The organism is Tropicimonas aquimaris (assembly GCF_042676185.1).
GTDB classification, from domain to species: Bacteria; Pseudomonadota; Alphaproteobacteria; order Rhodobacterales; family Rhodobacteraceae; genus Tropicimonas; species Tropicimonas aquimaris.
Map to the genome: position 1 here is coordinate 178167 of NZ_JBHTJT010000051.1, position 24448 is coordinate 202614.

Genomic DNA, 24448 nt, shown 5'->3' on the forward strand with positions numbered 1-24448 from the left:
ATGCTGTCACAGGGCGGTGGTTGGATACGCCACCATAGACGCTGCGTCGCAGCATGTTCTGGCGCGACATGCGATATCCTGCAGGTGGACACAGGTCGCGTCAGGACGGATCACGATGCACACCACAGCAAGCCCCTCCGAAGACATCACGCTCGACAGCTACCAGAGCTGGTCCCTGACCCGCCACGAGGCGGCAGGCGCGGGAGATCTGCCCGACCTGCTGTTCCTGCACGGCATGTCTGCGGGCGGCTGGGTCTGGACGGAGCGCTGGCTCGGCCATTTTACCGAAGCAGGGCACCGCTGCTGGACCATGAGCCTGCCGGGCCGCCCCGCTGGCGCGACCATGGCCACGGATCCCGGCGTTCTGGACCGCGTGCTGTCACAAGCGATGCAGGGCGGCGATGCGGGCGCGGCGCTCGACGCCCTCGCGGCAGCGCTCCCGGGCGCATCGCTCTTCGACGGGCCGGGGGTCTCGACACGCTCACCGACGCCCTCGCGGAGGCCCTGGCCGCCATTGGCCGGCCCACTGTCGTCGTGGGTCATTCGCTGGGCGGGGCCGTCGCGCAGAACCTGTTGCGGCGCGGCGGGCGCCCGGCGGCGACGGTGCTGCTCTGCTCGGCGCCGCCCTACGGGCTCTGGCGCGCGTCGATGGAGATGGCCACGACCAACCTTGCGCTCTGGAAGGCGATGTTCGACCTGTCCTTCTTCGGGGTCGCCGCGACCGACCCGCGGGTGATCCGGGACAACATGTTTCCGAATGGTATCTCCGAGGCGGAGTTCCGCACCGTTCTCAGCCGCCTGACCGACGAGGCGCTCGCCGCGACGGCGCGCACCTCGGGCTTCCCGCCCTTCGCGCCGCTGCCCGGCCCCCGCTCCGACCTGCTGGTGATCGGCGCCGGAAAGGACCGCTTCGTGCCGCCGCTCGATGTCCACCTGACCGGTCTCTACTACGGCAGCCGCCCCCGGATCGTCGCCGGCGCGGGGCACATGCCGATGTACGAGCCTGCGTTCCTGTCGGAGACCGCCGGCCACATCCTCGACTGGCTGCCCGGCATCGCGGCGGGTGACTGAAAGGGATCAGCCCTCGGCGCCCAGATGTTTCTCGCCGCGCTCTCCGGCGAGACGCACCTGGCGTTGCCGTTCCCGAAACCTCTCGCGATCCGCGTCGGAGAACTCCTCGATGCAGCGCGGGCAGGAAACGCCCTCCTCGAAAGCATCGGAGCGGCGGTCGTCTTCGGACACCGGGCGGCGGCAGGCGTGGCACATCGCGTGGCTGCCCTGCTCGAGCCCGTGTTTGAGTGCGACCCGCTGGTCGAAGACGAAACATTCGCCGTGCCAGAGGCTGTCCCGCTCCGGCACCTCCTCGAGGTATTTCAGGATCCCGCCCTTGAGGTGGAACACCTCCGCCTCGCCAAGGCCCATCAGGTAGTTCGTCGATTTCTCGCAACGGATGCCGCCGGTGCAGAACATCGCGATCCGCTTGTTGTGAAACCGCTCGCGGTTCGCCTCCCACCAGGCCGGGAAATCGCGGAACGACCGGATGCCGGGGTCCTCCGCTCCCTCGAAGGTGCCGATGGCGACCTCGTAGTCGTTGCGGGTGTCGATCACCGCGACATCCGGTGCGGAGATCAGCGCGTTCCACTCCGCCGGGTCGACATAGCGGCCGACGGCGGCGGTCGGGTCCACCTGTGGCTGACCCATGGTGACGATCTCGCGCTTGAGGCGGACCTTTATGCGGCCGAACGGCATTTCTTCTGCCTGGCTCTCCTTCCATTCCAGCCCCTCGCACCCGGGAAGGGTGCGGATATGTGCGAGAACCCGGGCGACCCCGTCCGGCGGTCCGGCAATGGTGCCGTTGATCCCCTCGGCGGCCAGCAGCAGGCTGCCGCGCACGCCTTCGGCCTCGCACAGCGCCTTGAGCGGCGCGCGCAGCGCGTCGGGGTTATCGAAGCGGGTGAAATGATAGAGTGCGGCGATGGTCAGCATGGCCGTTTCCCTAGGCCGGAACACCACGAAAGAACAAGCCCGATTGACCCCGGGCCCCGGCTTGCCTAGCCAATAGGGCAGGAGGTGCCTGCCATGACCGAAGCCCTGATCGTGATCGACGTCCAGAACGACTTCTGCCCGGGCGGCGCGCTGGCCGTCCCCGGCGGCGACGAGATCGTGCCCGCCATCAACGCCATGCTTCCCGATTTCCCGGTTCGCGTCTTCACCCAGGACTGGCACCCGGCGGATCATGGCTCCTTCGCCTCCCGGCATCCCGGCAAGAAATCGTTCGAGGTGATCGACATGCCATATGGCGCGCAGGTGCTCTGGCCAGATCATTGCGTGCAGGGAAGCAGGGGTGCGGAGTTCCACTCCCATCTCCTGACCGACCCGGCCGACCTGATCATCCGCAAGGGGTTCCGGCGCGAGATCGACAGCTATTCCGCCTTTTTCGAGAACGACCACGAGACCCCCACCGGGCTCGACGGCTACCTGCGCACCCGCGGGGTCGAGCGGCTCCGGATGGTTGGCCTCGCCACCGATTTCTGCGTCCATTACTCGGCCGTCGACGCGGCGCGGCTGGGCTACGCGGTGACGGTCGATCTCGCCTGCTGCAGGGCGATCGACCTCGACGGCTCGCGGGAAGCGGCCCTGGAAGCCATGCTCGACGCCGGAATCGTGCTGGACGGCCGCTGATTGTCCGGCTTGCCGGAAATTAAGCAATCGGGAACCAGTTTCTGGTTTCCTGCCTGCCGTGGCTGCAGACAGATCTCTGCGCGTTGACCCAACGGAGACGGAATGGACCCGAGAACCGAGGCTGCAGACCGAAGCCTTGCCGAATTCCGCGCCAGCCGTAGCCTCGAAGGCCGTTTCCTGTCCTATTGCCGTGGCCGTTCGCGGCATTTCTGGACGCGGCAGTTGCTCGTTGTCGTCTGCTTCCCGATTTTTCTGACCATGGCGGACACCGGCACGGCGCTGCTGACCGCGGCAATCGTGTTCCTGGGCGACGCGCTGGATTGCGCCGTCCTCCGGCATTACGGAAAGCGCAGCACGATGGGGGCGGACTATCCGCGTGCCCAGGTCGTCACCACGGCGCTGGGCGGGCTGCAGGCCCTGTCCCTGAGCCTTTTCGTGGCGCTGGTTCATCGGCTCGGCGGCCATGATGCGCAGACGCTGGCAGGGGCCCTCTGCATGGCGGCCCTACTGGACGCCTCCTTGCTTTACGGCGTGCACAGCAAGGCTGCCCTGGTCCGGATCATGATTTACAGCGTGACTCTGGCGGTGATCCTCGTCTACGCGATCGTCGGGCCGTTCGGCGGCGATCGGGCGAGCTACTACGACGTGGCTGCCGCTCTGCTCATCGGTTATGTGGTCTGGGTCTTCGCCCGCCACCTTCACAAGACACGCAAGCGCCGAAGCGTCATGCAACTGGCCACTCTGGAGAGCGCGCGCGACCTCGCCCATGCCAACGTCGCTCTTGAAAGCTCGCGGCAAACCACCCGCCGGCTCGCCCATGTCGCGGAGCGCGCCAACGACAGCGTCATCATCAGCTACAGCGACGGTTGCATTTCCTGGGTGAACCGCGCCTTCACCGAGGTCACCGGCTACAGCTTCTCCGAGGCGGTCGGGCGCAACGTGAACTTCCTGAACGGCCCGGAGACCAGCGAAGCGGCGATCCGGCAGCTGAACAGTGCGCGGGCGGAGCGCCGGCCGGTCCGGGTCGAGATTGTCAACCGGCACAAGGACGGGCATCCGATCTGGGTCGAGGTCAGCATCGCCCCGGTGTTCGACGATTCCGGCGAGCTGGAACACATGGTGAGCGTCGAGCGGGACATCAGCGAAGCCAAGCGCCGCGAACATGCGGTGGCGGCGGCCCGGAAGGCGGCCGAGGATGCCGTGCGGGCGCGCCACAATTTCCTCGCCACCATGAGCCACGAGATACGGACGCCGATGAACGGCGTCATCGGAACGGCCGATCTGCTTCTCGAGACCCCGCTGGACGAGGCGCAACGGACCCTCGTTCGCACGATCACCTCCTCGGGGGAAGCGCTGCTCGCCATCGTCAACGACATCCTCGATTTCTCCAAGCTCGAGTCCGGCCGGCTCGACGTGGTCGCCGAACCGTTCTCGCCGGAGCAATGCCTGCGCCACGCGCTCGAGCTGGTGTTCCCGCTGGCCGAGGCAAAGGGGCTGGAGCTGAGCCTCGTACTTCCGCCGAACCTGCCGGAGCGTGTAGTTGGCGACGACGGCCGGTGGCGGCAGATCCTGCTCAACCTGCTGAGCAACGCCATCAAGTTCACCGAGGAAGGGTTCGTCCGCGTGGAGGTCAGCCTGCGCATGGACGGTGGCAAGTGCCATTTCCTGATCTCGATCCGCGATTCCGGCATCGGGATCGAGATGGAACGGATCGACCACATCTTCGACAGCTTCACCCAGGCCGACGCCAATGTCGCGGGCCGGTTTGGCGGAACCGGGCTCGGCCTGTCGATCTCCCGCCTTCTGGCCGAGGCGATGGGCGGTGAGATCTCGGCGGAGTCGCGCCCTGGCAAGGGCTCGGTCTTTCACGTCTCTTTCAGCGTGCCAATTGCGGCCGCAACCGAGGCTGCCGCGCCGAGAACATCCGAGGCTGCGGTCCTCCCCAATGTGGAAGAGCTTGCCGGGCTGGTCGTGCTGGTGGCCGAGGACAACAAAACGAATACCCTGCTCATCGACAAGATGCTGTCGGCCATGGGTCTTGAAACCGTCTTTGCCGTGAACGGCCGCGAGGCGGTGGATCTGTTTGTCCTGCGCCGGCCTGATATCGTGCTGATGGACATGCACATGCCGATCCTCGACGGGCTGGAGGCAACGCGGGAGATCCGGGAGAAGGAGGCGCAGGACGGCGACGCCCCGACCCCGATCATCGCCCTGACCGCGAATGCCTTTCCCGAGGACCGCACGATGTGCCTGCTGGCCGGCATGGACGACGTGGTGACCAAGCCTTTCCGCAAGCACGATCTGCATCAGGCACTGCTGGAAGCGCGTGGGTTCCATAGCGCCCGGACCCGATCAACGGAGGATGGCGCGTTGCGGCACGCGCCGGATCCCGGCTCCGTCCAGCAGGTCCGCCTGGCCGAGACGGCGACGCCGGTCGACCGGCCGAAACGGTCTCCCGCCGCGGAGGTGATCGGCCCTGACGGCCACGAGGTCCCCGTCTCCATCGGATCGTTCCGCTAAGCCGAATGGCCGGGGCAGGAACCGGGTGACGGCCCTTTTCTTCGGCGTGCGCGAAAGATAGCCTGCTCCGCATCAGCGCAACGGGGGCTTCATGATCGATATCGCCACGCGGGTATGGAACCACAAGTGGAAGATCGATCCGATCGTCCGGTCGATGATCGACACCGATTTCTACAAGCTTCTCATGTGCCAGTCGGTGTTTCGCAACAAGCCGGACGCGCGCGTCACCTTTTCCCTGATCAACAGGACCAAGGACGTGCGGCTCGCCGAACTGATCGACGAGGGCGAATTGCGCGAGCATCTCGATCATATCCGGTCGCTGTCGCTGTCCCGGGGCGAAAGCACGTGGCTGCGCGGCAACACCTTCTACGGCAAGCGCCAGATGTTCCGCCCCGACTTCATGGAGTGGTTCGAAGCGCTGCGCCTGCCCGACTACCACCTGGAGAAACGCGACGGGCAATACGAACTGACCTTCGAAGGCAGCTGGCCCGAGGTCATGCTGTGGGAGATCCCTGCGCTCACCGTCCTGATGGAGTTGCGCGGCCGCGCGGTCCTGAACCGGATGGAGAAGTTCGAGCTGCAGGTGCTCTACGCCCGCGCCATGACCAAGCTCTGGGAAAAGGTCGAGCGCCTGCGCAAGGTGCCCGCGTTGCGCATCGCCGATTTCGGCACCCGCCGCCGGCATTCCTTCCTGTGGCAGGATTGGTGCGTGCAGGCGCTGATCGAAGGCCTGGGCGACACCTTCATCGGCACCTCCAACTGCCTGATCGCGATGCGCCAGGAGGTGGAGGCGATCGGCACCAATGCGCATGAACTGCCGATGGTCTACGCAGCGCTCGCCGAGACCGACGAGGCGTTGGCAAAGGCGCCCTACCGGGTGCTCGAGGATTGGCAGGAGGAGCACGAGGGCAACCTGCGGATCATCCTGCCCGACACGTTCGGCACCAAGGGCTTCCTGAAACGCGCGCCGCATTGGCTGGAGAGCTGGACCGGCATGCGGATCGACAGTGGCGACCCGGCGACCGGCGCCGAAACCGCCATCGAGTGGTGGAAATCCCGTGGCGAGGATCCCCGAAAGAAGTTGGTGATCTTCTCGGACGGGCTCGACGTGGAAAAGATCCTTGAGCTGCACCGCCAGTTCGAGGGCCGGGTCCGGGTGAGTTTCGGCTGGGGCACCCTGTTGACCAACGATTTCCGCGGGCTGGTGCCGAACGACGCGCTGCGCCCGTTCTCGCTGGTCTGCAAGGCGGTCAGCGCCAATGGCAATCCGACCGTCAAACTCTCCGACAATCCCAACAAGTCGATGGGACCGGCCGACGAGGTTGCGCGCTACAAGCGGGTCTTCGGCGTGGGCGAGCAAGAAGCGCTCGAGGTGATCGTCTGACCGCCTACCCGCCGAGATAAAGCCGCGCCGCGGCAAGCGCCCGCTCGGCATAGAGCCTCTGGCGCGGGTCGTCGTGCGGCGCCCGGTTGACGATCCAGCCAGCCGTCGCCAGCCCACGGATCAGCACGAACATCGCGAGGTCGTCGCGCAGCCGCGCGGCGTCGGGCCGGCGGGACAGGTAACCCTCCAGCAGCGCCTCGGCGCGCAGCTCCCATCCCGGCAGGTCAATCTGCTGGATCAGCGCGGTGGCGAGGTCGTAGCCGCGATACCCGAACCCGCTGTCGTCGAAATCGATCAGCCACAGCCGCGCACCGTCGTCGAGCACGTTCTCCCGCAGCGTGTCGGCATGGATCAGTCCCACATCCGGATGCGAAACGGCGGCGAGTTGCCGGCGCGCCGCATCCCTTGCTTCCGCGAGCAAGGTGCGCTCCGCGTCGTCCAGGGCGGGATTGAGCCAATGGCCGCCCCACCGTGGCACCTCGCCGATCAGGTCGTCCCGCTTCCAGGTCCGGCGCGGCACCGGGCAGAGGCGGAGCCTGTCGGCGGCCGAATGCAGGTCGGCGAGGGTGGCGCCGAGCCGGTGATGCTGCTGCACGGGGTCGCCCGGCGCCTCGGCAAGCGGCGGCGCATCGATCCAGGCCACGGCCGAAACGAGCTGCGCATCGCAGTCGATCGCCAACTCTCCCGTACGGGTGCGACGCGGTGCGGGACAGGCGACACCCGCCTCGGCAAGCGCCTCCGTCCACGCCAGTTCCGCTCCAACCGCAACCGGATCGACGTTGCCCCGTCGATGCAGCCGCAAGGCAACCCGGGCGCCGTCCGCGAGCCGAAGGTCGAACACGGTATTCTCGCGCTGCGCGACCAGCCTCGGCGTGCCAAGGCATCCGCCCCAGGCCTCCGCCGCCGCCATGGCGAGCGCAGTCATCGCCGCCGTGCTCACGCGGGCATCCCGTCCAGCACGTCCGCCAGCGTTGCGGCGAGCATCTCTGCGTGGTCCCGGGCAAAGACCATCGGCGGGCGCATCTTGAGAATGTTCATCTTCCGCCCGATCCGGTTGAGCAGCACCCCCCGCTGCCGCATCCTTTCCACCACCTCTTCGGCAAAGGCGGTCGCGGGCGTGCCGTCCTCAAGGGCGAATTCGACCGCGAGGAAAAACCCCTGCCCGCGCACCTCGGCAATCTTTGGATGAGACAGGCCACGCAGCAGACCGAGCGCTTGGGCGCCCACGTCCCGCGCGTTCCCGACCAGGTCCTCCGCCTCGATCACGTCCAGCGTTGCCAGCGCGGCTGCCGCAGAAACCGGGTTCCCGCCGAAGGTGTTGAAATAGCCAAAGGCGCCGCGAAAGGCGGCCATGACGTCGGGCCGGCAGATCACCGCGGCCACGGGATGCCCGTTCGCCATCGGCTTGCCGAGCGTCACCACGTCCGGCGCGAACCCCATATGCGAATGCCCCCACCACGCGCTCCCGAGTCGCCCGAAGCCCGGCTGAACCTCGTCGCAGAGCACCAGGCCGCCGGCCGCGCGGACCACCGCGACCGTCGGGTCGAGAAACCCCGGCGGCGGCACCGGCAGCCCCTCGTTGGCAAATGCCGGACAGAGCATGAAGCCCGCGAACCCGTGCCCCGCCTCCTCCAATTCGCCGATGGCGCGGGCAACTTCGGCAGCGAAAGCCTGCGCCTGCCCCTCTGGCGATCCACCCACCGGATGCATGCTGTCGGGCGCGGGGACCAGACGCACATGGCCGGGATAGCCACCGATGGGGGGCCGCCGGGTGGAGAGCTGGCTCGTGGCGCGGGTGTTGCCGTGGTAGGTGTTGTCGGTCGCGATGATCCCAGTCTTGCCGGTCACGGCCTCCGCCATCCGCAGCGCGACGTCGTTGGCTTCCGACCCCGTGCACACCAGGATAGTCTGGGTCAGCCCGTGATCGAACCGCGCCGTGAGCCGGTCGAGGTAGTCCAGGATCCCCTCGTGCAGGTAGCGCGTGTGGGTGTTCAGAATGCCGGCCTGACGGCTGATCGCCTCCACCACGCGCGGGTGGCAATGCCCGACATGCGGCACGTTGTTGTAGCAGTCGAGATAGCGCCGGCCGTCGGCATCCCAGAGCCAGACGCCCTCGCCGCGCACGATGTGCACCGGGTCGCGGTAAAACGTCGGCACGTTCGGCCCCATCAGCCGTTGGCGGCGCTCGGCAAGGCTCTCCATCTGCGTCAGTCCTCGTCCGACACCTTGCCGCGCAACGCCTTTACCGTGCCGCGCCGAGTCTTGGCGTCGACCCGCCTGCGCTTGGAAGCGAGCGTGGGCCGGGTCGCGACCCGGCGTTTCGGCCGATGTGTGGCCTTGAGGATGAGTTCCGCCAGCCGTTCGCGGGCGATTTCCCGGTTGCGGGCCTGGCTGCGCGTATCCTCGACCCGCAGGATCAGCGCGCCATCGGCTGTCCACCGCCGGCCGGCGATCTTGCGCAGCCGGGTCTTCACCGGGTCTGGCAGGTTCGGGCTGCGCGCGGCCTCGAACCGCAGCTCGACGGCCGTCGATACCTTGTTGACGTTCTGCCCGCCCGGGCCCGACGACCTGACGAACTGCTCCGTCAGCTCCCAATCCTCGATCGCGATGTCGTCCGTGACCCTGAGCATGGCACCGTCCTTTCCAGTGCTTCCTTAGGCCAGAATGCCGCTGCCGCGCCAGTCTCGGAAAAGCGGCTTCCGTTGGCGCTGGGGCAATCGCGCCTAGTCCGCGACGTCCGGCAGGCGTTGCCCGGACACGAAAAGAGCCGTCTCCCGGTCGGGAAACGGCTCTCCGAGCTATCTTGGAGGTGAGGTGTCATGGGCGCATAAGCCCGTCGGAAGACTACCTCGAAGGCTGCCTTAGTGGCACGTCCTTCCGAATTTCACGACACCCCTCTCCAGCATGACTCTCGACACTGGATCACCTCCTTTCAGTTGTTTCTGTCCCCTTCAGCGTGACACAGAACGCTTACCTGTCAATGAATTTCCACGCGGGCAGGCGACAAGCGCTGAACGATGAGGCGAAACGGGATCAGGGCGATCAAGGCGAGGGCAAGCTTGACAGACCAGTCGGCGATGGCGAGCGAAGCCCAGAGCGGTGCAACCGGCCCGGCGCCCAGCAGCGGCAGCGTTTCCTGGGCCCAGAGCGGCGGGTTGGCGGGCTCCATGCCGTTCAGGGCGGCGGAAAAGGCAATGCTGAAGAACAGGGCGGTGTCCAGCGTCGAGCCGACGAGCGTGGAGGCCAGCGGCGCACGCCACCAATGCCCTTCGCGCATGCGGTCGAAAATCGCTACGTCCATCATTTGCGCTGCGAGGAAGGCGGTGCCGGATGCGATCGCCACGCGCAGTGTTACCAGCGGACCGAATTCGCCATGGATCTGGCTGCCGATCAGCGAGCAGACCACGCCCACCACGAAGCCCGCGAGCACGACTCGGCGTGCCGCTGCGGCGCCGTAGAGCCGGTTCATAAGGTCGGTCACGAGGAAGGCGAACGGATAGGTGAGCGCCCCCCAGGTCAGCCACTGGCCGAGGAGATGCTGCACGAGAATATTGGAGGCCACGACGATGGCGGCCATGGCAAGAATGCCGGGAAGATGTTTGCGCGTCATGAATCGGATGCCCGTTTTGACAAGGTTGCGGCGACTTGTCCCCGGTGGGGAAAGACCGCCTCTTAGCGGTCCGGCGCCTGTTCGGCAAGATCAATCGGGCAGGATGGCTTCGACGATCTCGCTGCGCAAAAAGGGCAGGAAATTGTCGTCGGAGACCATGACGGCCCGCAGCCGGCCGTCGGGATCACGCCAGATGCCGATTCCTTCGAGGTTGTCGTGCCGCCCGACCGGCGAGGAGAAGATCGTCTCGCCCGGCTTCACCTCCGCCGGGTCGGACAGGTCGAAACGGCGGATCCGGCTTGCGAAGCCGATGGCGACGAACTTCCGTTCGAGGAGGTAGAGCCGGCCGTCCGGCCCGAAATCCGCCCCGACCGAGCGCCAGAGCCCCTCCTGCTCCAGCGCGAACGGCTGGTCCCAGCGGTCTCCGGCATGGCGGAAGACCGGGTAATCCTCCCAACCTTCCGGCAGGTTCTCGGGGATCGCCAGAAGCGCGCCGTCCGGGGCGGTGGCGACGGCCTCCAACCCCTTGTTGTTCTCGAGCTCGAGAAACGCACCCGCCTGGTCCAGCCGCGTCGCCCGCGCGTGGGGATCGTCGTAGAGCCAGACCCGGTTCATCCCCTCGTAGGAAATCGCGAGCGAGCCGTCGGACGCGATCGAGATCCCCTCTGAATCCGAACCGAGAAACAGGTTCTCCGGCGTCCGCTCGCCGGCAATCGCCCAGGGGGTCTGCGCCTCGACGCCCACAAGCTGGCCGTCTTGCCGCAGCAGCCGCCCGCGGGTGATCAGGCCCGCGTCGCTCACCGCCCAGAAGGCTTCGCCGTCGTCGGACACGTCGATACCAGACCAGCCGCCGAAGAGTTCCGCATCGCCATGCCAATCCACGCGAGCCACCGTCGCGGGCGCGTGGCTGCGCGCCGCGACGCCTGCGACACCGGCCAGCGCGACGAGCAGCGTCAGCGCGAGGCGAGGACAGCGCCGCATTGGTTGGGCAGATCGGCCATCGTGTAGTCACGCGCGCCGCGTTTCTTCGGTGCGGGCGCTGCGGGCTTGGTGGATTTCGGCGGGTTCAGGTAGTCGGTCACCCACCACTGGAGCGAGGCATCGCATCCGGTTCCGCCCTTGGAAAGTTCGTTGACAGAGGGGCTCTGGGTGACGCAACCGGGCGCCCCTTTCGGGCATTTGAGACGAACGTGGAAATGGTAATTGTGGCCATAGATCGGACGGATCTTCTGCAGCCATTTCGCGTCGCTGCGTTTCGCGGTCTTGCAGAACTCGATTTTCACCGGTGGGGTCACGAATATCCGGTCGACGCGCGGGTCCATCGCAGCGCGCTTCAGGATGGCGGCATGGGCTGGCGTCCAGTTGCCGTTGACGCTGCGCTGGTCGGAGGAGCGCACATCGATGGAGGAGATGTTCTCCCGGTCGCGGCGGCTGAGGCGCAGGTTGGTGGCCGGCTTCATCCAGATATCGGCGTCGAGCCCGATCTGGTGCGAGGAATGCCCGGAGGTCATCGGCCCGCCGCGCGGTTGCGAGATATCGCCGATATAAAGCCCCTGCCAGCCAACCTTCGTCGCAAAGGCCGAGAGGTCCTGGAGAAATTCGATCATCACCGGCTGGCCCCAGTTGCGGTTGCGCGACAGCCGCATCGCCTGCCAGGTCGGGCCGGTCTCGGGAAGTTCGACGTTTCCGGCGGCGCAGCCCTTGGAATAGAAGCCGATCGGTTGCGACTTCTGCTGAGAAGCGGTCGGCTTTGCGCCAAACAATTGATTGGCCTTGGGTTCTGCGGCCGCAGGCAACGCCAGAAGCCCGATCAGGGCGCCGGCGAGGATTGTGCGGATGGTGGACATGCTGCTCTCTCCCCATCTGGTTTTACCCAGTGTAGCAGGATCAGCCCCAATAAAAAAAGGCCTATCAGAGGGCTGATTCCCATTTGTTGGGAGCCGCTGAGGTCGGTCACGAGGCCGATGGAGAGGGGGGCGAGGAACGAGGTCGCCTTGCCCGCAAGTGCGTAGAGCCCAAAGGCCTGGGTCATCCGTTCCGGGTCGCCCTGCCGGCACATCATGGTCCGGCTGGCCGACTGGAGCGCGCCGCCCGCCGCCCCGATGGCCGCGCCGAGGGCGTAGAAGGCGACGTCTGGAAGGCGCGAGTCCGGTGCCAGGGGAACACCGAACAGCGCCTCCCGCGAGACGAAGACCATCGACACGCAGATCGCGGTCAGCAGAAGGACGCAGATCGTGATGACCGGTTTCGGCCCGAAGCGGCTGTCGGCGCGGCCGCCGATCCAGGCAAAGACTGCGGCGCTGATGACCGCGAGGATCCCGAAGACGCCGGTGTCGACGACGCTCCAGCCCAGCACGCCCGCCGCGTAGAGACCGCCAAAGACATAGAGGCCGTTGAGCGCGTCGCGGTAGAACATGGAGGAGCCGAGGAAGGCGAAGAGCGAGGGCGCCGATGGCAATTGCCGGAGGGTCGAGCGAAGCTCCGGCCAGGCATCGCGCGCGGCCTGGCGCAGCGGTTCGTGGGCGTGTCCCGGCAGTTCGCGCACCCAGAGGAAGAACGGGACCATGAAGACGACGTACCAGAGCGCCGTGAAAGGGCCCACGAAGCGCGTGCCCTCGCGGGCCGCGGCGTCCAGTCCGAACGCGGGCGCCCATCCCAGAAGCGTCGTTCCGGCGGCGCTCTCGGCGAAGAAGAGCAGCATGATCACCAGCGAAAGCAGCCCGCCGACATAGCCGAAGGCCCATCCGCTGCCGGAGATCCGCCCGATCTCGTCGTGCTCTCCGAGGTCCGGCAGCATGGCGTTGGTGAAGATCGTCGCGAATTCCATCCCGAGCAGCCCGAGGCCGAACAGGATGAGGACCAGCGTCAGGTTCGTGGTGCCGGGTTCCGCCAGCCAGATGCCGCTGGCGCCGAGGACGTAGAGAACCGAGAAGGCTGCGACCCACGATAAGCGATGCCCGCCCTTGTCGGCCATTGCTCCGAGAAAGGGCGCGAGCAATGCGATCAGGGCGCCGCCAAGGCCGATGGTATAGCCCCACGCGGCCTGCGCAGCGGCGCCGTCGTCCAGCAGTTCCTTGACGTAGGGCGCAAAAATGAACGTCAGGAGCAGGGTGTTGTAGGGTTGGCTGGCCCAATCGAAGAAGAACCATCCCCAGATGCGTTTCCGATGGGAGCTGGTGACCATTCGCTGTCCTGCCCTGCCGCTGGCGCCAGCCTTCGGCTTAGAACAACCGGCGATCACCGGCAAGCTGGCCCGCGTCCGCCGCCCGTCGGACCGCTATCAGCGCGTGATGCGGAGCACCTTGCGTTCGGCAACCGGCGTACCGAAGGTTGCCCGGTGCGGGTCCGCATCGGATTGCTCGGGAAATACGCTGGCGATTTCCGGTGTGGTGACATCTGCCACGCGGAGGATGCGGGGTTGCCGTGCGGGCTCCGGGGGCGCGGCGACGGCAATCTTTCGTTCTTCGGTTTTGGAACGCAGGAGCACCGGCTGGGGAACTGTCGGGGCAATGTCCGCCTCCGGAAGCGACGGACGGGCGAGGAGCGCGCGATGGTCCGACGAGGATGGGCGCACACGGACCGGCGCCGCCTGCGTCGGGCCTTGTCCGGTGACGGAGTTGGCGAGCGCCAGTTCGGTCGGCCCGTTCGCCGGGTTGGCCTCCGATCTCGCCGTCGCATCCATGACGGGATCGGGCTCCGACACGTTGGACGGATAGTAGTGGGCAAGATCGATGTCGGCGGGATCCGTGATGGCGACGGGGAACAGGAACAGGGTCAGTCCGAGAAGTCCCGTGGTCACGACGCCGCCGCCGAGAAGGGCATATGCGAGATTGAATGGGCGCATCTTGAGCTCCGAGGTTTCGGTTCCCGTCAAGCGTGACACGCGCTTTGGGCAGCAATGGGGCACCATGCCGAACCAATGCGGTCACGGCGCCATACTGTTGCCATTCAGGTTAAAAGCCGCTTACCGCGGCCTGAGACTGCGCGAAATACCGCTGGGTCAGTCGAAGAACGGGGTCATCTGGGCGACGATGACCGAGTTCTCGGCCAGCGCCCGGGCCATGAGCTCGCGCTCCTCGTCCGGCACCTCGTGCCCGTCGGCCAGTCGCTCTTCCAGCGTCCCGTAGCCGGTAACGTCGAGCGGCGCCAGGTCGGCCTGTTTCAGGATCGCGACGGTCTCGCGCACCGCTTCCGCCTCGTCGACGCCCGAGGCGTAGCACATCAGCGCCGCGCCGGTCGCGCCCTCGGGCAGGCCGTCGCCGTCGTGCCGGCCGACCTCGACCAGCAGCGTGTACACCTCCTGCGGGCGTTTCTTCTTCTTCGGTGTATCGGGGCTCGTGTCGGTCATGTTGCGCGGCTTAGGCGCTTTGGCGGCGGTTGCCAAGCCCCGCTAGAGCCGGGGTCGCCCGTCCGCGCCATCGGGGCGGCGCGGCTGGTAGGAAGTATCGAGCACCGGCAGAAGAGGCAGGCGGCCGGCGTTCTCGGGGCTGGCGTGGATCTGAGGCATCGGCACCCAGTGCGGATCGGTCTCGTAGAGGTGCCGCAGTCCACCGAGGATCGCGCGCCCTTCGGTCTCGGGAAGAGCGAGCCAGACAGGGGCCATCTCGGACCAGAGCGTGATGCCGAACCAGCCTTCGTCGTCGCTGGTCATCAGCGCCTCGGAGAGCAGGAGCGCCGTCGCGGCGGCCAGGAGCGGCGTTTCGGAGTAGCTCGCAAGCGCCAGCAGCGGCGGAAAGAGCGGGCTGTCGCCCGTGAGCGGCTCGACGGAGATGCCGGCGAGCAGGGCGTGCAGGTGTCGGAGCGCCGGTTCCGCCCCATTGCCCGGCAAGGTCCGTTCGACAGCCTCCGCCAATGCCGTGGCCTCGGTGCGGGACAGCCCGATCAGGTCGCGGCGCAACGCGTCCAGCCCGAGGGTCACCCGCATCTCGGGTGGTGGGAGATCGGCGCAGCGCACCCGGCCGATGGCGCTGCCGGTTAGGAAACCCTGCACGATGGCCGCCCGGTCGGCCGGCTCCATCGCGAAGTAGACGGTCCGAAACGCGTCCCAGTAGGAGCCGAGGTCGTCATGGCCGAGCCCGTCCTGCAAGCGGTCGGCCAGCAGCACGGCGGTCGCGCAGGCAAACGCCCGGAGGTCGCGCTCCGGCTGCGTCGCGGTCAGCAGCAGGGCGTCGCGCAGGGGCAGGTCGTCCGCGGTTTCCAGCCGGCACCCCTGTCGCAGGATCACCCGGCTCAGGGTGCGCGCGTCGGCACCGCGTTCGCGGTCGCCCGGCGGCAAATGCGCGACGATCCCGCGGATCGCCGCTTGCGGCTGACGTCCGGCAGCCGCTCTCAGGTCCATGATCGCCTGAAGCGCACGGAAGCCGAGAAGGGGTGGGTTGGGTGCCTGCATGATTGTCTCGAATGCAAGGCAAATTCGCCGGAAAGATGGCGGATTATCTCGGAATAAAGGTCATTTTCGGGAAGCGCCCCGAATTGAACGTGATCGCGCGAAAATCTCGCCGCATGCCGCACAAAATGTCGAAACGCGGCCCATTGTGTAAAAATTAGAAACAGCAGGCCAGTCGTCGTCAGCTGGCCCGCTGCAATACCCAAGGTCAGTCCCGCAGCAGCTCGTTGATGCCGGTCTTGGAGCGGGTCTGGGCGTCCACGCGCTTCACGATCACCGCGCAGTAGAGGTTCACGCCGTTCTTCGACGGCATGGAGCCGGCGACGACGACAGAATAGGGCGGCACTTCGCCGTACATCACGTCGCCGGTCTCACGGTCGACAATCTTTGTGGACTTGCCGATGAAGACGCCCATGCCGAGCACCGAGCCCTCGCGGACGATGCAGCCCTCGACGACCTCGGAGCGGGCACCGATGAAGCAGTTGTCCTCGATGATCGTGGGGCCTGCCTGCATCGGCTCCAGCACGCCGCCGATGCCGACGCCGCCCGACAGGTGCACGTTCTTGCCGATCTGGGCGCAGGAGCCGACGGTGGCCCAGGTATCGACCATCGTGCCCTCGTCGACATAGGCCCCGAGGTTCACGAAGGAGGGCATCAGCACCACGCCGGGCGCGATGTAGGCCGACTTACGGACGATGCAGTTGGGCACCGCGCGGAAGCCGCTTGCCTTCCACTCGTTGTCGCCCCAGCCCTTGAACTTGCTGTCGACCTTGTCCCACCAGTGACCGCCCTGCGGGCCGCCGTCCTGCTGCTCCATGTCCTTGACGCGGAAGCCCAGCAGAACCGCCTTCTTGGCCCACTGGTTGACGTGCCAGTCGCCGCTCTCGAGCTTCTCGGCCACCCTCAGCGTGCCGCTGTCGAGCGCGGCGAGCGTGTCCTCGATCGCTTCCAGCGTCTCGCCGCCAGTGTGCGGATTGATCGTGTCCCGGATCTCCCAGGCAGCTTCGATGGCAGCTTCGAGCTGTGCGTTGGTCTGAGCGGTCGACATCGGCGGCCCCTTCCCCTTTGGTGCAATGCTTGGGGTCGAGGCTATAGTGTGCAGACCGCGTGCTGGCAATCTGAAGGGCTCAGACGAAGAGCAGATCGTCGAAGATCTGGCCATCGCCTTCGGCGTCCTCGACACCGAGGATGCGCAGCACGTCGCCGTCGCCCGCCATCGTCAGCTCCCAGCCATCGGCGGTTTCGACCTGGCTGGCCACCGATGCGGAACCGCCGGCGAGGCGGATCATGTCGAGTTGCTCGATGTCGTAGTCGGCAATCGTTTCTGTCTCGGCCCGGCCGTTGTCGAACCGTCCGAAGACGAAGGTATCTCCGCCGACGCCGCCACGAAGCGTGTCGTTGCCCCCGCCGCCCCTGAGCACGTCGAAGCCCTTGCCACCGCGCAGGCTGTCGGCGCCTCTCTGGCCGGCGAGAATATCATTGCCCTCCAAACCGCGCAGAATGTCGGAGCCGCCGCGGCCGAACAGGCTGTCGCCGCCGGAATAGCCAAGCAGCCGGTCGTCGCCATCACGCCCGTGCACCTCGATCCGGGTCAGCGCCTCGCGCCCGCCTTCCTCGTCGGTCGCCAGCACCAAGCCCACGCCTTCGACGTAGAACTTGCGCTCCTCGGACGGGTCGAGGGGGTTGACGTCGCGGGTGCGCAGCACCTCCTCGAAGTCGCCGTATCGCACGTTGACGGTGTCGTCGAGCGACTGCACCACGGCCCAGTCCTCGGCCTCGCCCTCGTAGAATTCCTGGTAGTAGCGCAGGCCGACCTCGGGTTCGGCGAGCATCACGATGCCGGCGCGCGCGCCGTCGATCCCGGCCTCCCACGAGCCGTCCGTGGTCTCGGGCGTGTCGGAGCCCGGCTCGTATTCGGCGGTTTCCTCGCCGAAATACCAGACGTTGCCGCCGGCATCCTGGGCATACCAGTCGTAGGTGTCCTCCACGACGAGGCCGTTCACACGCTCCACGTCGTGCACGACAACGCAGGTCACACCGTCTACCACCCGGGTCTGGTGGGTGACGGTCACGGAGACCTGCTCGCCGTCCTCGGGCTTCTCGAGAAAGAAGGTTGTGCCCGGGCGGAGCGTCATGAACGGATTGTCGATGATTGTGGTGAAATTCGTCGGATCGGGTTGTGGAATGTCGAGAAGCATGACTGGAGTCCTTCCTGTTTGCGAGAGATCGATCCGTCGCACTGCGTGACGCGCGGAATCGCCGTTTCACAACGCCACCCGGAGCGCTGGCGGTCCATCCGCCATCCGGGCGACAGGCCCCTCCGTCGCGGCCGGACGGCGCCATCCGCCATTTGACGGATGGGCGTATCGGGCCGAGGCGGGTAGGATAGGCGGCACATGGAGACCGCTTGCAGCGAGGACCCTGCTGTGCCGCGACCGATCCTGTCGATTCTGGCCGCCACGGGCGTTGCGACGCTTGCGTTGCTGCTCACCTTGCTCGATCTGCTGGTGGAGCAGGGGGCAGGATGGCTCCCCGGGCTGGCAGTCGACTTCTTCGACCGGCTGATCCTCATTGGTGCGGCCGTCGTTGCCACCCTGATGGTGTTGCGCCTCGCGCACCTGAGCGATCGGACGGATCGGCTCGAACTGAACGTCGAACGCGCCGCCCGTGAGGGGAAGGCCTGGAGGGCGCAGAGCCGCCGGTTTCTCGATGGTCTGAGCGCCGCCATCGAGCGACAGTTTTCTGACTGGGATCTGACGCCCGCCGAAGCCGACGTTGCGGGGTTGCTGCTCAAGGGAGCCACCCTGCGCGAGATCGCCGTTCTGCGCCGCACCTCCGAGGCGACCACTCGCCAGCAGGCGCAGTCCGTCTATCGGAAATCCGGACTTGCCAGCCGGGCGGAGCTCTCGGCCTATTTCCTCGAGGATCTCTTCTCGATCAGCGAAATGGACGTGAGGCCCCAGAGCCCAGACGGGATCCGGTTCGACGCCTGATCGCTGCATCCCCTCTGGTACAAGCGCCACGCGATGACACTTTCCCCTGCCGGCGCACCGGGCTAGCCTTGGGCCGTTCATACAGGAAAAGGCGCGATGAAAGACGACCAGTCCAAACGATCCTTCCGTGATGCTCAGGAGGACATGCGCTCCACCTTCGGGCAGCCGGATACCGAGCAGACCCTCTCCCCCGCCTATCGCCTCGCCTATGACGATCTGGATTTCATCCTGCGCGACGAGCTGCGCCCGGTGCGCCTGCAACTGGAGTTGCTGAAACCCGAGATCATGATGGCCGAGCAGAACGTCCAGTCGACCATCGTGTTGTTCGGCGGCGCCCGCATTCGCCCGCCGGAGGACGCCGACAGTGCCCCCACACCCCAGATGGCCGCGATGAGCCATTTCTACGACGTCGCGCGCAACTTCGCGCGGATCATGACCGAGCGCAGCTTGGCGAACTCCGGCGGCCGGGAGGACATCATCGTCACCGGCGGTGGCCCGGGCGTGATGGAGGCCGGCAACCGCGGCGCGGCCGATGCGGGCGGCAAGTCCATCGGGCTCAACATCGTGTTGCCGCACGAGCAGGCGCCTAACCAGTGGGTCACGCCGGAGCTCTGCTTCAACTTCCACTATTTCGGCATCCGCAAGATGCACTTCCTCATGCGCGCCCGTGCCATCGCCATCTTTCCCGGCGGTTTCGGCACCATGGACGAGCTCTTCGAGGCGCTCACCCTGATCCAGACCGGCCGGATGCGGCAGGTTCCGTTCCTGCTTTTCGGGCGGCAGTTCTGGGAGCGGGTCATCGATTTCGAGGCGCTGGCCGAGGTCGGGACGATCAGTCCCGAGGATCTCGACCTGTTCCGGATCGTCGAAACCGCGGAGGAGGCGGTGGCGGCGATCGACAACTGGAATGGCGCCGGGCTCAAGAGGGATGTCGTTCCGGGGAGGTAGGAGTGGCCGGCAGGCGCGGACATTGGGAGGAGATCTACCGGTCCAGGGCCGAAGACGACCTGGGCTGGTACGAGGCGGAGGCTGCGCTTTCGCTGGAGTTGATCGCGGCACATGCGCAGCCGGGGGAGGCGATCATCGATGCCGGCGGTGGCCGGTCGCGGCTGGTGGACGGCCTGCTCTCCCGCGGCCTCGGTCCCGTCACGGTGCTCGACCTCTCGGCGACGGCGCTGGAGGGCAGCCGGACGCGGCTGGGCGCCCGCGCTTCGGAGGTCGAGTGGATCGAGGCCGACATCACCGAATGGCAGCCGACGCCCGGCCGGGACTGGTCCATATGGCACGACCGGGCGGTGTTCCACTTCCTCACGGAGCCCGCGGATCGCGCGCTCTACGTCAGCGCCATGCGCGCGGCCCTCGCACCTGGAGGGCTCGCGATCATGGCGACCTTCGCCGAGGATGGCCCGGAACGCTGCGCCGGCCTGGCCGTGCAGCGGTGGTCTTCGCAGGCGCTTGCCGCCGAACTGCACCGGATCGCCCCGGAACGGTTTGCCCTGATCGATGGCCGGCGCCACGTGCACCGCACGCCTTCAGGGGTGGAGCAACCCTACCGGATTACCTTGCTCCGGCACCACGCCAGCAGAGGAATTTCCTGAATCCAACGGGAATTGTTGATTTTTCGGGCTTTTAGGCGCACGACTTTGACAGGTTTCCAGATTGGGGAGGGAATAGATGACCAATCGAATCCTGTGGATCATCATGGCGCTTCTTGCCATCGCCGGTGGTATCTTCGCGCTGATGAATCCGTTTGCAGCGAGCCTTGCCGCGACAACGATCGCTGCCTGGATGTTCCTGATCTTCGGCGTGCTGCAGGTGATTGCCGGGTTCCGCGTGCCCGGCGCCGGCGCAAAGATCTGGACGTTGCTGATGGGCGCGCTCGCGATCTACCTTGGCATCACGATTCTGGGGCATCCGCTGCGGGGCATGGTGACGTTGACCATGATGGTCGGCATCCTGTTCCTGGCCGGGGGGATCACCAAGATCATCCTCGCCTTCTCGCTCGAGGACCGGCGCTTCTTCTGGGCGATCCTGCTATCCGGCGTCGTGTCAGTGATCCTCGCGGTGATGGTCTTCACCAACTTCCCGCAATCCGCCGCGGTGGTGCTCGGAATCCTTCTGGGGGTGGAGCTCCTGTCGGACGGCGTCTGGTCGCTCGCCATGGCGTTGAGCAGCGACGGCCAGGAAGCCGAGAGCTGATCTTACAGACCGCGCCGCGGGCCTTTGGGCCCGTGGCTCAGGTGTTCAGCCCGGCCTCCGCCGCGATCTCGGCGCGCGTCTTGCGTGCCCGGTCGGTGGCGGATTTCAGCTGGCCGCAGGCGGCCATGATGTCCTCGCCGCGCGGGGTGCGGATCGGGCTGGCGTAGCCGGCCTTGTAGATGATGTCGGCAAAGCTCTCGATCCGCTCCCAGTCCGAGCGCTCGTAGGGCGCGCCGGGCCATTCGTTGAACGGGATCAGGTTGATCTTGGCCGGGATGCCCTGGATCAGCTTCACCAGGCGGCGGGCGTCCGCGTCCGTGTCGTTCACGTCCTTGAGCATCACATACTCGAAAGTGATCCGCTCGGAGTTGGACAGCTTCGGATAGGCGCGCAGCGCGTCCAGCAACTCGGCGATCTTGTACTTGCGGTTGATCGGCACCAGCTTGTCGCGCACCTCGTCGGTGGTGGCGTGGAAGCTGACCGCAAGCATGCAGCCGATCTCCTCGGCGGTGCGCGCGATCTCCGGCACGATGCCCGAGGTCGACAGCGTGATCCTGCGGCGCGACAGCGAAATGCCCTCGCCATCCATCACGATGCGCATCGCGTCACGGACCGATTCGAAATTGTAGAGCGGCTCGCCCATGCCCATCAGCACGACGTTCGAGATGAGCCGTGTCTCGTCCTTCGGGTTGCGTCCCGGCTCCGGCCATTCGCCGAGGTCGTCCCGCGCCAGCATGACCTGGCCGACGATCTCGCCGGCGGTCAGGTTGCGCACCAGCTTCTGCGTGCCGGTGTGGCAGAACGAACAGGTCAGCGTGCAGCCGACCTGGGACGAGATGCAGAGCGTGCCGCGATCGGCTTCCGGGATGTAGACCGTCTCCACCTCGTGGCCACCGGCGATACGGACAAGGTACTTGCGCGTGCCGTCCGCCGACACCTGCCGCGACACCACCTCGGGGATCTCGATGGTGAACCGCTCCGCCAGCTCGGCCCGGTAGGCCTTGCCGAGGTTGGTCATGGCGTCGAACTCGCGCACGCCCTTCTGGTAGATCCACTGCCAGATCTGGTCGACCCGCATCTTCGCCTTGTTCTCGGGCGTCCCGCCCGCGATCAGCGCCTCTCGCAACTGCGCACGGGTCAGCCCGACCAGGTTGATCCGGTCGGTCTCGGGCAGCTTGCGGGCAATGGTCACAACGTCCTGCGTGATGGGGGCGCTGGCGGGCATGGGGCAGATCCTTCGGGGTTGAAGCCCCGCATATACATAATCCGGGGATCCATTCCAAGAGGCAGGCCGCGCCCGGCATTCGCGCGGCAGTCCTTCCCGATCCGGTGGGTCTGGGTATTTCGGCCAAGAAGATCTGAAAGCCTGAGCCTTCTTTCTGGCAACAAATACCCCGCATCCCCGCTGCACTGTCCTTGCAGGCGGTCCGGCCCATGCATCGGGTCTGAGCCGGCGTGTCCTGCAGCCGGCTCAGTTCGGGTGCGGTCTCAGGCGAAATAGCGCTCGAGGATGCCGGTGTAGATCGCCTTGAGCTGCCGGATCTGCTCCACGGGCACCCGCTCGTCCACGGCATGCATGGTCTTTCCGACGAGGCCGAATTCGACGACCGGGCAGTGGTTCTTCATGAAGCGGGCATCCGACGTGCCGCCGGAGGTCGAGAGGGCGGGTCGGCGGCCGGTTTCGGCTTCCACCGCTTCGGCCACGATCTCGGAGAGCGCGCCGGGCGGTGTCACGAAGGCGTCGCCGGAGCTCTGCGCCTCCATGTCGATCTCGACGCCGGTTTCTTCGGCGACCCGATCCGCTTCCGATTGCAGCCAACCGGTGAGGCTCGCGGCGTCATGCAGGTCGTTGTACCGGATGTTGACGGTGGCGCGGCACGTGGCCGGGATCACGTTGGTGGCCGGATTTCCGGTGTCGATCGTGGTCAGGGCAAGCGTCGAGGGATCGAAATGCGGCGTCCCCTCGTCCAGCGCATGCGCCGAGAGGCGGGCGGCCAGCATGGCGATGGCGGTGACCGGGTTCCTTGCCCGGTGCGGGTAGGCGACGTGGCCCTGCACGCCGCGCGCGGTGAACCGCGCGGTGAGCGAGCCGCGGCGGCCGATCTTCATCATCTCGCCCATCTCTTCGGGGCAGGTGGGTTCGCCGACGAGGCAGACCGACATGGCCTCGCCGGTCTCGGCCATCCAGTCGAGCAGGGCCGTGGTGCCGTCCCGGGCGTCGCCTTCCTCGTCGCCGGTGATCGTCAGCAGGATCGCCCCGTCCGGCGGCGCATCGCAGACGAGGTCGACCGCCGCGGCGACGAAGGCCGCCACACCGGATTTCATGTCGACCGCGCCGCGCCCCCAGAGCACGCCATCCTTGATCTCGGCGCCGAAGGGATCGGCGCTCCAGGCGCCGGCATCGCCGACCGGGACCACGTCGGTATGGCCGTTGAAGCCGAAGCTCCGGGCGTGGCCCTTCGCACCCCAGCGGGCGAAGAGGTTGGGGGTGCCGTTGCGGTCGACGCGCGTGCAGTCGAACCCGGCCTCGCGCAGCAGCTCTTCGAGCAGGACCAGCGCGCCGCCTTCCTCGGGGGTCACCGAGGGGCAGCGGACGAGAGCGGCGGTGAGATCAACGGGGTCGGTCATGGAAGGTCCTCGGGGCAGTGCCCCGCTGGCCTAGCCGCTTTGACCTCAGGCTGCAATCTCGCGGGCGGCGGGTTCGGCCTGCATGGGCGGCCAGGGCCGCTCCGCCTCGGCCGCGATCCAGGCCCGGATCCAGTCCGGCAGCGGCGGGCTCTCGGGCGCGGCGTCAAGCGCGGCGGCGACCTGGGCGGTCCGGACCAGCCCGTTGCGGTCGGTGATCGCCATGCGCAGGAGCCCGTGCGAGCAGCACTCGCCCTTCCGCCACATCGCCTGCTCGGCGTAGAAGAACTTGTCGTCCCATCCGACCATCCGCGTGCGCAGTTCGTAGCGGTCGAAGGCGCGCACCCGCTTGCGATAGCGGAATGAGGAGCCGGCGATCGTCCCGCCCCAGCGGTTCTCCCGCATCAGGGGCACGATCCCGATCCGCTCGAACAGGACCACCCGCCCGAGATCGTACAGCGTCAGTGTGCGGCCGTTGTTCAGCTCCATCCACGGATCGATGTCCCACGGCCAGCAGATATGATGGGCCACATGCGTGCCGGTCAGCGGCAGCCGGGGCGCGTTGCGGTGGCGGATCACTTCCTTGACGAGGCGGATGACGGGATACATGCGCGGCTCCTTTTTCCACCCCGTGTCAATCCAATCTTTACGCGAACGTCAACTATTACATGAGGGCAGGACGGTTGCGCGCGCCGCCGTCGGGCCTTACATCCTTCGCGCGGATAACCCGGAGCCCGACCCCATGATCGCGATCATCCAGTTCATCGACCTGCTGCTCAGCGTGGCCTTCTTCATCATGATCGTGCACATCATCATGAGCTGGCTGCTGAACTTCAACGTGCTGAACTACAACCAGCCGCTGGTGCGTGGGATCTGGGACGGGCTGAACAAGCTGCTGGAGCCGATCTATGGCCCGATCCGGCGCATCCTGCCGGACACCCGTCCGCTGGACCTGGCGCCGCTCGCGGTCTTCGTTCTGATCATCGCGGCGCGCGACATCTTCCTGCCGGCCCTCGCCCGCTCGGTCTACTGAGACCCCTCGGGGCCTT

Annotated in this window: 25 protein-coding genes; 9 read left to right on the forward strand and 16 right to left on the reverse strand. The window is 66.8% G+C overall.

What is annotated here, in order from left to right:
* Positions 1-1071 carry an alpha/beta hydrolase gene (locus ACFQ2S_RS21965; protein ID WP_386078061.1) on the forward strand — a complete coding sequence of 357 codons (1071 nt, stop codon included), beginning with the start codon at positions 1-3 and terminating at the stop codon, positions 1069-1071.
* A gap of 6 nt (positions 1072-1077) precedes the next feature.
* On the opposite strand, the gene trhO is transcribed toward ACFQ2S_RS21965, so the two are convergent.
* Positions 1078-1986 carry an oxygen-dependent tRNA uridine(34) hydroxylase TrhO gene (gene trhO, locus ACFQ2S_RS21970; RefSeq protein WP_386078064.1) on the reverse strand — a complete coding sequence of 303 codons (909 nt, stop codon included), beginning with the start codon at positions 1984-1986 and terminating at the stop codon, positions 1078-1080.
* Between the two features lie 93 nt (positions 1987-2079).
* On the opposite strand from trhO, the gene pncA reads away from it, so the two are divergent.
* From pncA to pncB, 3 genes are all read left to right on the forward strand, one after another.
* Positions 2080-2682, forward strand: coding sequence for a bifunctional nicotinamidase/pyrazinamidase (pncA, locus tag ACFQ2S_RS21975; RefSeq protein ID WP_386078067.1), 603 nt, complete (start codon positions 2080-2082; stop codon positions 2680-2682).
* A gap of 102 nt (positions 2683-2784) precedes the next feature.
* Positions 2785-5202 (forward strand): hybrid sensor histidine kinase/response regulator, encoded by a 2418-nt coding sequence (locus ACFQ2S_RS21980; protein ID WP_386078070.1) that lies wholly within the window; start codon positions 2785-2787, stop codon positions 5200-5202.
* A 91-nt stretch (positions 5203-5293) separates the two neighbouring features.
* Positions 5294-6586: a nicotinate phosphoribosyltransferase gene (gene pncB, locus ACFQ2S_RS21985; protein ID WP_089234562.1), complete on the forward strand. Its 1293-nt coding sequence runs from the start codon at positions 5294-5296 to the stop codon at positions 6584-6586.
* A gap of 4 nt (positions 6587-6590) precedes the next feature.
* Here the strand turns inward: pncB and ACFQ2S_RS21990 are convergent, their stop codons facing one another.
* From ACFQ2S_RS21990 to ACFQ2S_RS22045, 12 genes are all read right to left on the reverse strand, one after another.
* Positions 6591-7526 (reverse strand): phosphotransferase enzyme family protein, encoded by a 936-nt coding sequence (locus tag ACFQ2S_RS21990; protein WP_386078072.1) that lies wholly within the window; start codon positions 7524-7526, stop codon positions 6591-6593.
* The gene (locus ACFQ2S_RS21995) at positions 7523-8788 is read right to left on the reverse strand and encodes an aspartate aminotransferase family protein (protein WP_386078075.1); all 1266 of its coding nucleotides are present in this window, start codon (positions 8786-8788) and stop codon (positions 7523-7525) included. Before ACFQ2S_RS21995 ends, ACFQ2S_RS21990 begins: the two co-directional genes overlap by 4 nt.
* Positions 8789-8793: 5 nt before the next feature.
* Complete coding sequence (gene arfB, locus ACFQ2S_RS22000; protein ID WP_386078077.1) at positions 8794-9216, reverse strand: alternative ribosome rescue aminoacyl-tRNA hydrolase ArfB; 423 nt, start codon at positions 9214-9216, stop codon at positions 8794-8796.
* A gap of 347 nt (positions 9217-9563) precedes the next feature.
* On the reverse strand, positions 9564-10196 hold the full coding sequence (locus ACFQ2S_RS22005; protein ID WP_386078080.1) for a queuosine precursor transporter: 633 nt from the start codon (positions 10194-10196) through the stop codon (positions 9564-9566).
* A 90-nt stretch (positions 10197-10286) separates the two neighbouring features.
* Positions 10287-11177, reverse strand: coding sequence for an esterase-like activity of phytase family protein (locus tag ACFQ2S_RS22010; RefSeq protein WP_386078082.1), 891 nt, complete (start codon positions 11175-11177; stop codon positions 10287-10289).
* On the reverse strand, positions 11150-12043 hold the full coding sequence (gene mepA, locus ACFQ2S_RS22015; RefSeq protein ID WP_386078085.1) for a penicillin-insensitive murein endopeptidase: 894 nt from the start codon (positions 12041-12043) through the stop codon (positions 11150-11152). The genes ACFQ2S_RS22010 and mepA overlap by 28 nt, the downstream gene beginning before the upstream one ends.
* Complete coding sequence (locus tag ACFQ2S_RS22020) at positions 12007-13380, reverse strand: MFS transporter (protein WP_386078088.1); 1374 nt, start codon at positions 13378-13380, stop codon at positions 12007-12009. Before ACFQ2S_RS22020 ends, mepA begins: the two co-directional genes overlap by 37 nt.
* A gap of 96 nt (positions 13381-13476) precedes the next feature.
* On the reverse strand, positions 13477-14040 hold the full coding sequence (locus ACFQ2S_RS22025; protein WP_386078090.1) for a hypothetical protein: 564 nt from the start codon (positions 14038-14040) through the stop codon (positions 13477-13479).
* 156 nt (positions 14041-14196) lie between these two features.
* Positions 14197-14544 carry a hypothetical protein gene (locus ACFQ2S_RS22030; RefSeq protein WP_386078092.1) on the reverse strand — a complete coding sequence of 116 codons (348 nt, stop codon included), beginning with the start codon at positions 14542-14544 and terminating at the stop codon, positions 14197-14199.
* Positions 14545-14586: 42 nt separating this feature from the next.
* Positions 14587-15585, reverse strand: coding sequence for a hypothetical protein (locus ACFQ2S_RS22035; protein ID WP_386078095.1), 999 nt, complete (start codon positions 15583-15585; stop codon positions 14587-14589).
* 205 nt (positions 15586-15790) lie between these two features.
* Positions 15791-16630 (reverse strand): 2,3,4,5-tetrahydropyridine-2,6-dicarboxylate N-succinyltransferase, encoded by an 840-nt coding sequence (dapD, locus tag ACFQ2S_RS22040; RefSeq protein ID WP_386078098.1) that lies wholly within the window; start codon positions 16628-16630, stop codon positions 15791-15793.
* A 79-nt stretch (positions 16631-16709) separates the two neighbouring features.
* The gene (locus ACFQ2S_RS22045; RefSeq protein ID WP_386078100.1) at positions 16710-17780 is read right to left on the reverse strand and encodes a calcium-binding protein; all 1071 of its coding nucleotides are present in this window, start codon (positions 17778-17780) and stop codon (positions 16710-16712) included.
* A 198-nt stretch (positions 17781-17978) separates the two neighbouring features.
* On the opposite strand from ACFQ2S_RS22045, the gene ACFQ2S_RS22050 reads away from it, so the two are divergent.
* The 4 genes from ACFQ2S_RS22050 to ACFQ2S_RS22065 all read left to right on the forward strand — a co-directional run bounded on the left by ACFQ2S_RS22050 (position 17979) and on the right by ACFQ2S_RS22065 (position 20774).
* Positions 17979-18575 carry a helix-turn-helix transcriptional regulator gene (locus ACFQ2S_RS22050; RefSeq protein ID WP_386078103.1) on the forward strand — a complete coding sequence of 199 codons (597 nt, stop codon included), beginning with the start codon at positions 17979-17981 and terminating at the stop codon, positions 18573-18575.
* Positions 18576-18671: 96 nt separating this feature from the next.
* Complete coding sequence (locus ACFQ2S_RS22055) at positions 18672-19523, forward strand: LOG family protein (RefSeq protein WP_386078106.1); 852 nt, start codon at positions 18672-18674, stop codon at positions 19521-19523.
* Positions 19524-19525: 2 nt separating this feature from the next.
* On the forward strand, positions 19526-20173 hold the full coding sequence (locus ACFQ2S_RS22060; protein ID WP_386078108.1) for a class I SAM-dependent methyltransferase: 648 nt from the start codon (positions 19526-19528) through the stop codon (positions 20171-20173).
* Positions 20174-20249: 76 nt separating this feature from the next.
* Complete coding sequence (locus ACFQ2S_RS22065) at positions 20250-20774, forward strand: HdeD family acid-resistance protein (RefSeq protein ID WP_386078110.1); 525 nt, start codon at positions 20250-20252, stop codon at positions 20772-20774.
* A gap of 37 nt (positions 20775-20811) precedes the next feature.
* Here the strand turns inward: ACFQ2S_RS22065 and rlmN are convergent, their stop codons facing one another.
* From rlmN to ACFQ2S_RS22080, 3 genes are all read right to left on the reverse strand, one after another.
* The gene (gene rlmN / locus ACFQ2S_RS22070) at positions 20812-21999 is read right to left on the reverse strand and encodes a 23S rRNA (adenine(2503)-C(2))-methyltransferase RlmN (protein WP_386078112.1); all 1188 of its coding nucleotides are present in this window, start codon (positions 21997-21999) and stop codon (positions 20812-20814) included.
* Between the two features lie 263 nt (positions 22000-22262).
* Entirely contained in the window at positions 22263-23402 is a 1140-nt protein-coding gene (gene dapE, locus ACFQ2S_RS22075) for a succinyl-diaminopimelate desuccinylase (protein WP_386078115.1), read from the reverse strand.
* 45 nt (positions 23403-23447) lie between these two features.
* Positions 23448-24008 carry an acyl-CoA thioesterase gene (locus tag ACFQ2S_RS22080; RefSeq protein ID WP_386078117.1) on the reverse strand — a complete coding sequence of 187 codons (561 nt, stop codon included), beginning with the start codon at positions 24006-24008 and terminating at the stop codon, positions 23448-23450.
* Between the two features lie 133 nt (positions 24009-24141).
* Between ACFQ2S_RS22080 and ACFQ2S_RS22085 the strand changes: the two genes are divergently transcribed.
* Entirely contained in the window at positions 24142-24432 is a 291-nt protein-coding gene (locus tag ACFQ2S_RS22085; RefSeq protein ID WP_089234544.1) for a YggT family protein, read from the forward strand.
* The last annotated feature ends 16 nt before the right edge of the window (positions 24433-24448 follow it).

Coding starts and splice junctions, on each gene's coding strand:
- ACFQ2S_RS22020 (WP_386078088.1), bottom strand. CDS start 13,380: ATGGTCACCAGCTCCCATCGGAAACGCATCTGGGGATGGTTCTTCTTC.
- ACFQ2S_RS22045 (WP_386078100.1), bottom strand. CDS start 17,780: ATGCTTCTCGACATTCCACAACCCGATCCGACGAATTTCACCACAATC.
- pncA (WP_386078067.1), top strand. CDS start 2,080: ATGACCGAAGCCCTGATCGTGATCGACGTCCAGAACGACTTCTGCCCG.
- ACFQ2S_RS22080 (WP_386078117.1), bottom strand. CDS start 24,008: ATGTATCCCGTCATCCGCCTCGTCAAGGAAGTGATCCGCCACCGCAAC.
- ACFQ2S_RS22035 (WP_386078095.1), bottom strand. CDS start 15,585: ATGCAGGCACCCAACCCACCCCTTCTCGGCTTCCGTGCGCTTCAGGCG.
- ACFQ2S_RS21995 (WP_386078075.1), bottom strand. CDS start 8,788: ATGGAGAGCCTTGCCGAGCGCCGCCAACGGCTGATGGGGCCGAACGTG.
- ACFQ2S_RS22025 (WP_386078090.1), bottom strand. CDS start 14,040: ATGCGCCCATTCAATCTCGCATATGCCCTTCTCGGCGGCGGCGTCGTG.
- ACFQ2S_RS22005 (WP_386078080.1), bottom strand. CDS start 10,196: ATGACGCGCAAACATCTTCCCGGCATTCTTGCCATGGCCGCCATCGTC.
- trhO (WP_386078064.1), bottom strand. CDS start 1,986: ATGCTGACCATCGCCGCACTCTATCATTTCACCCGCTTCGATAACCCC.
- pncB (WP_089234562.1), top strand. CDS start 5,294: ATGATCGATATCGCCACGCGGGTATGGAACCACAAGTGGAAGATCGAT.
- dapE (WP_386078115.1), bottom strand. CDS start 23,402: ATGACCGACCCCGTTGATCTCACCGCCGCTCTCGTCCGCTGCCCCTCG.
- ACFQ2S_RS22065 (WP_386078110.1), top strand. CDS start 20,250: ATGACCAATCGAATCCTGTGGATCATCATGGCGCTTCTTGCCATCGCC.
- ACFQ2S_RS22085 (WP_089234544.1), top strand. CDS start 24,142: ATGATCGCGATCATCCAGTTCATCGACCTGCTGCTCAGCGTGGCCTTC.
- ACFQ2S_RS21980 (WP_386078070.1), top strand. CDS start 2,785: ATGGACCCGAGAACCGAGGCTGCAGACCGAAGCCTTGCCGAATTCCGC.
- arfB (WP_386078077.1), bottom strand. CDS start 9,216: ATGCTCAGGGTCACGGACGACATCGCGATCGAGGATTGGGAGCTGACG.
- ACFQ2S_RS21965 (WP_386078061.1), top strand. CDS start 1: ATGCTGTCACAGGGCGGTGGTTGGATACGCCACCATAGACGCTGCGTC.
- rlmN (WP_386078112.1), bottom strand. CDS start 21,999: ATGCCCGCCAGCGCCCCCATCACGCAGGACGTTGTGACCATTGCCCGC.
- mepA (WP_386078085.1), bottom strand. CDS start 12,043: ATGTCCACCATCCGCACAATCCTCGCCGGCGCCCTGATCGGGCTTCTG.
- ACFQ2S_RS22055 (WP_386078106.1), top strand. CDS start 18,672: ATGAAAGACGACCAGTCCAAACGATCCTTCCGTGATGCTCAGGAGGAC.
- ACFQ2S_RS22050 (WP_386078103.1), top strand. CDS start 17,979: ATGGAGACCGCTTGCAGCGAGGACCCTGCTGTGCCGCGACCGATCCTG.
- ACFQ2S_RS22010 (WP_386078082.1), bottom strand. CDS start 11,177: ATGCGGCGCTGTCCTCGCCTCGCGCTGACGCTGCTCGTCGCGCTGGCC.
- dapD (WP_386078098.1), bottom strand. CDS start 16,630: ATGTCGACCGCTCAGACCAACGCACAGCTCGAAGCTGCCATCGAAGCT.
- ACFQ2S_RS22030 (WP_386078092.1), bottom strand. CDS start 14,544: ATGACCGACACGAGCCCCGATACACCGAAGAAGAAGAAACGCCCGCAG.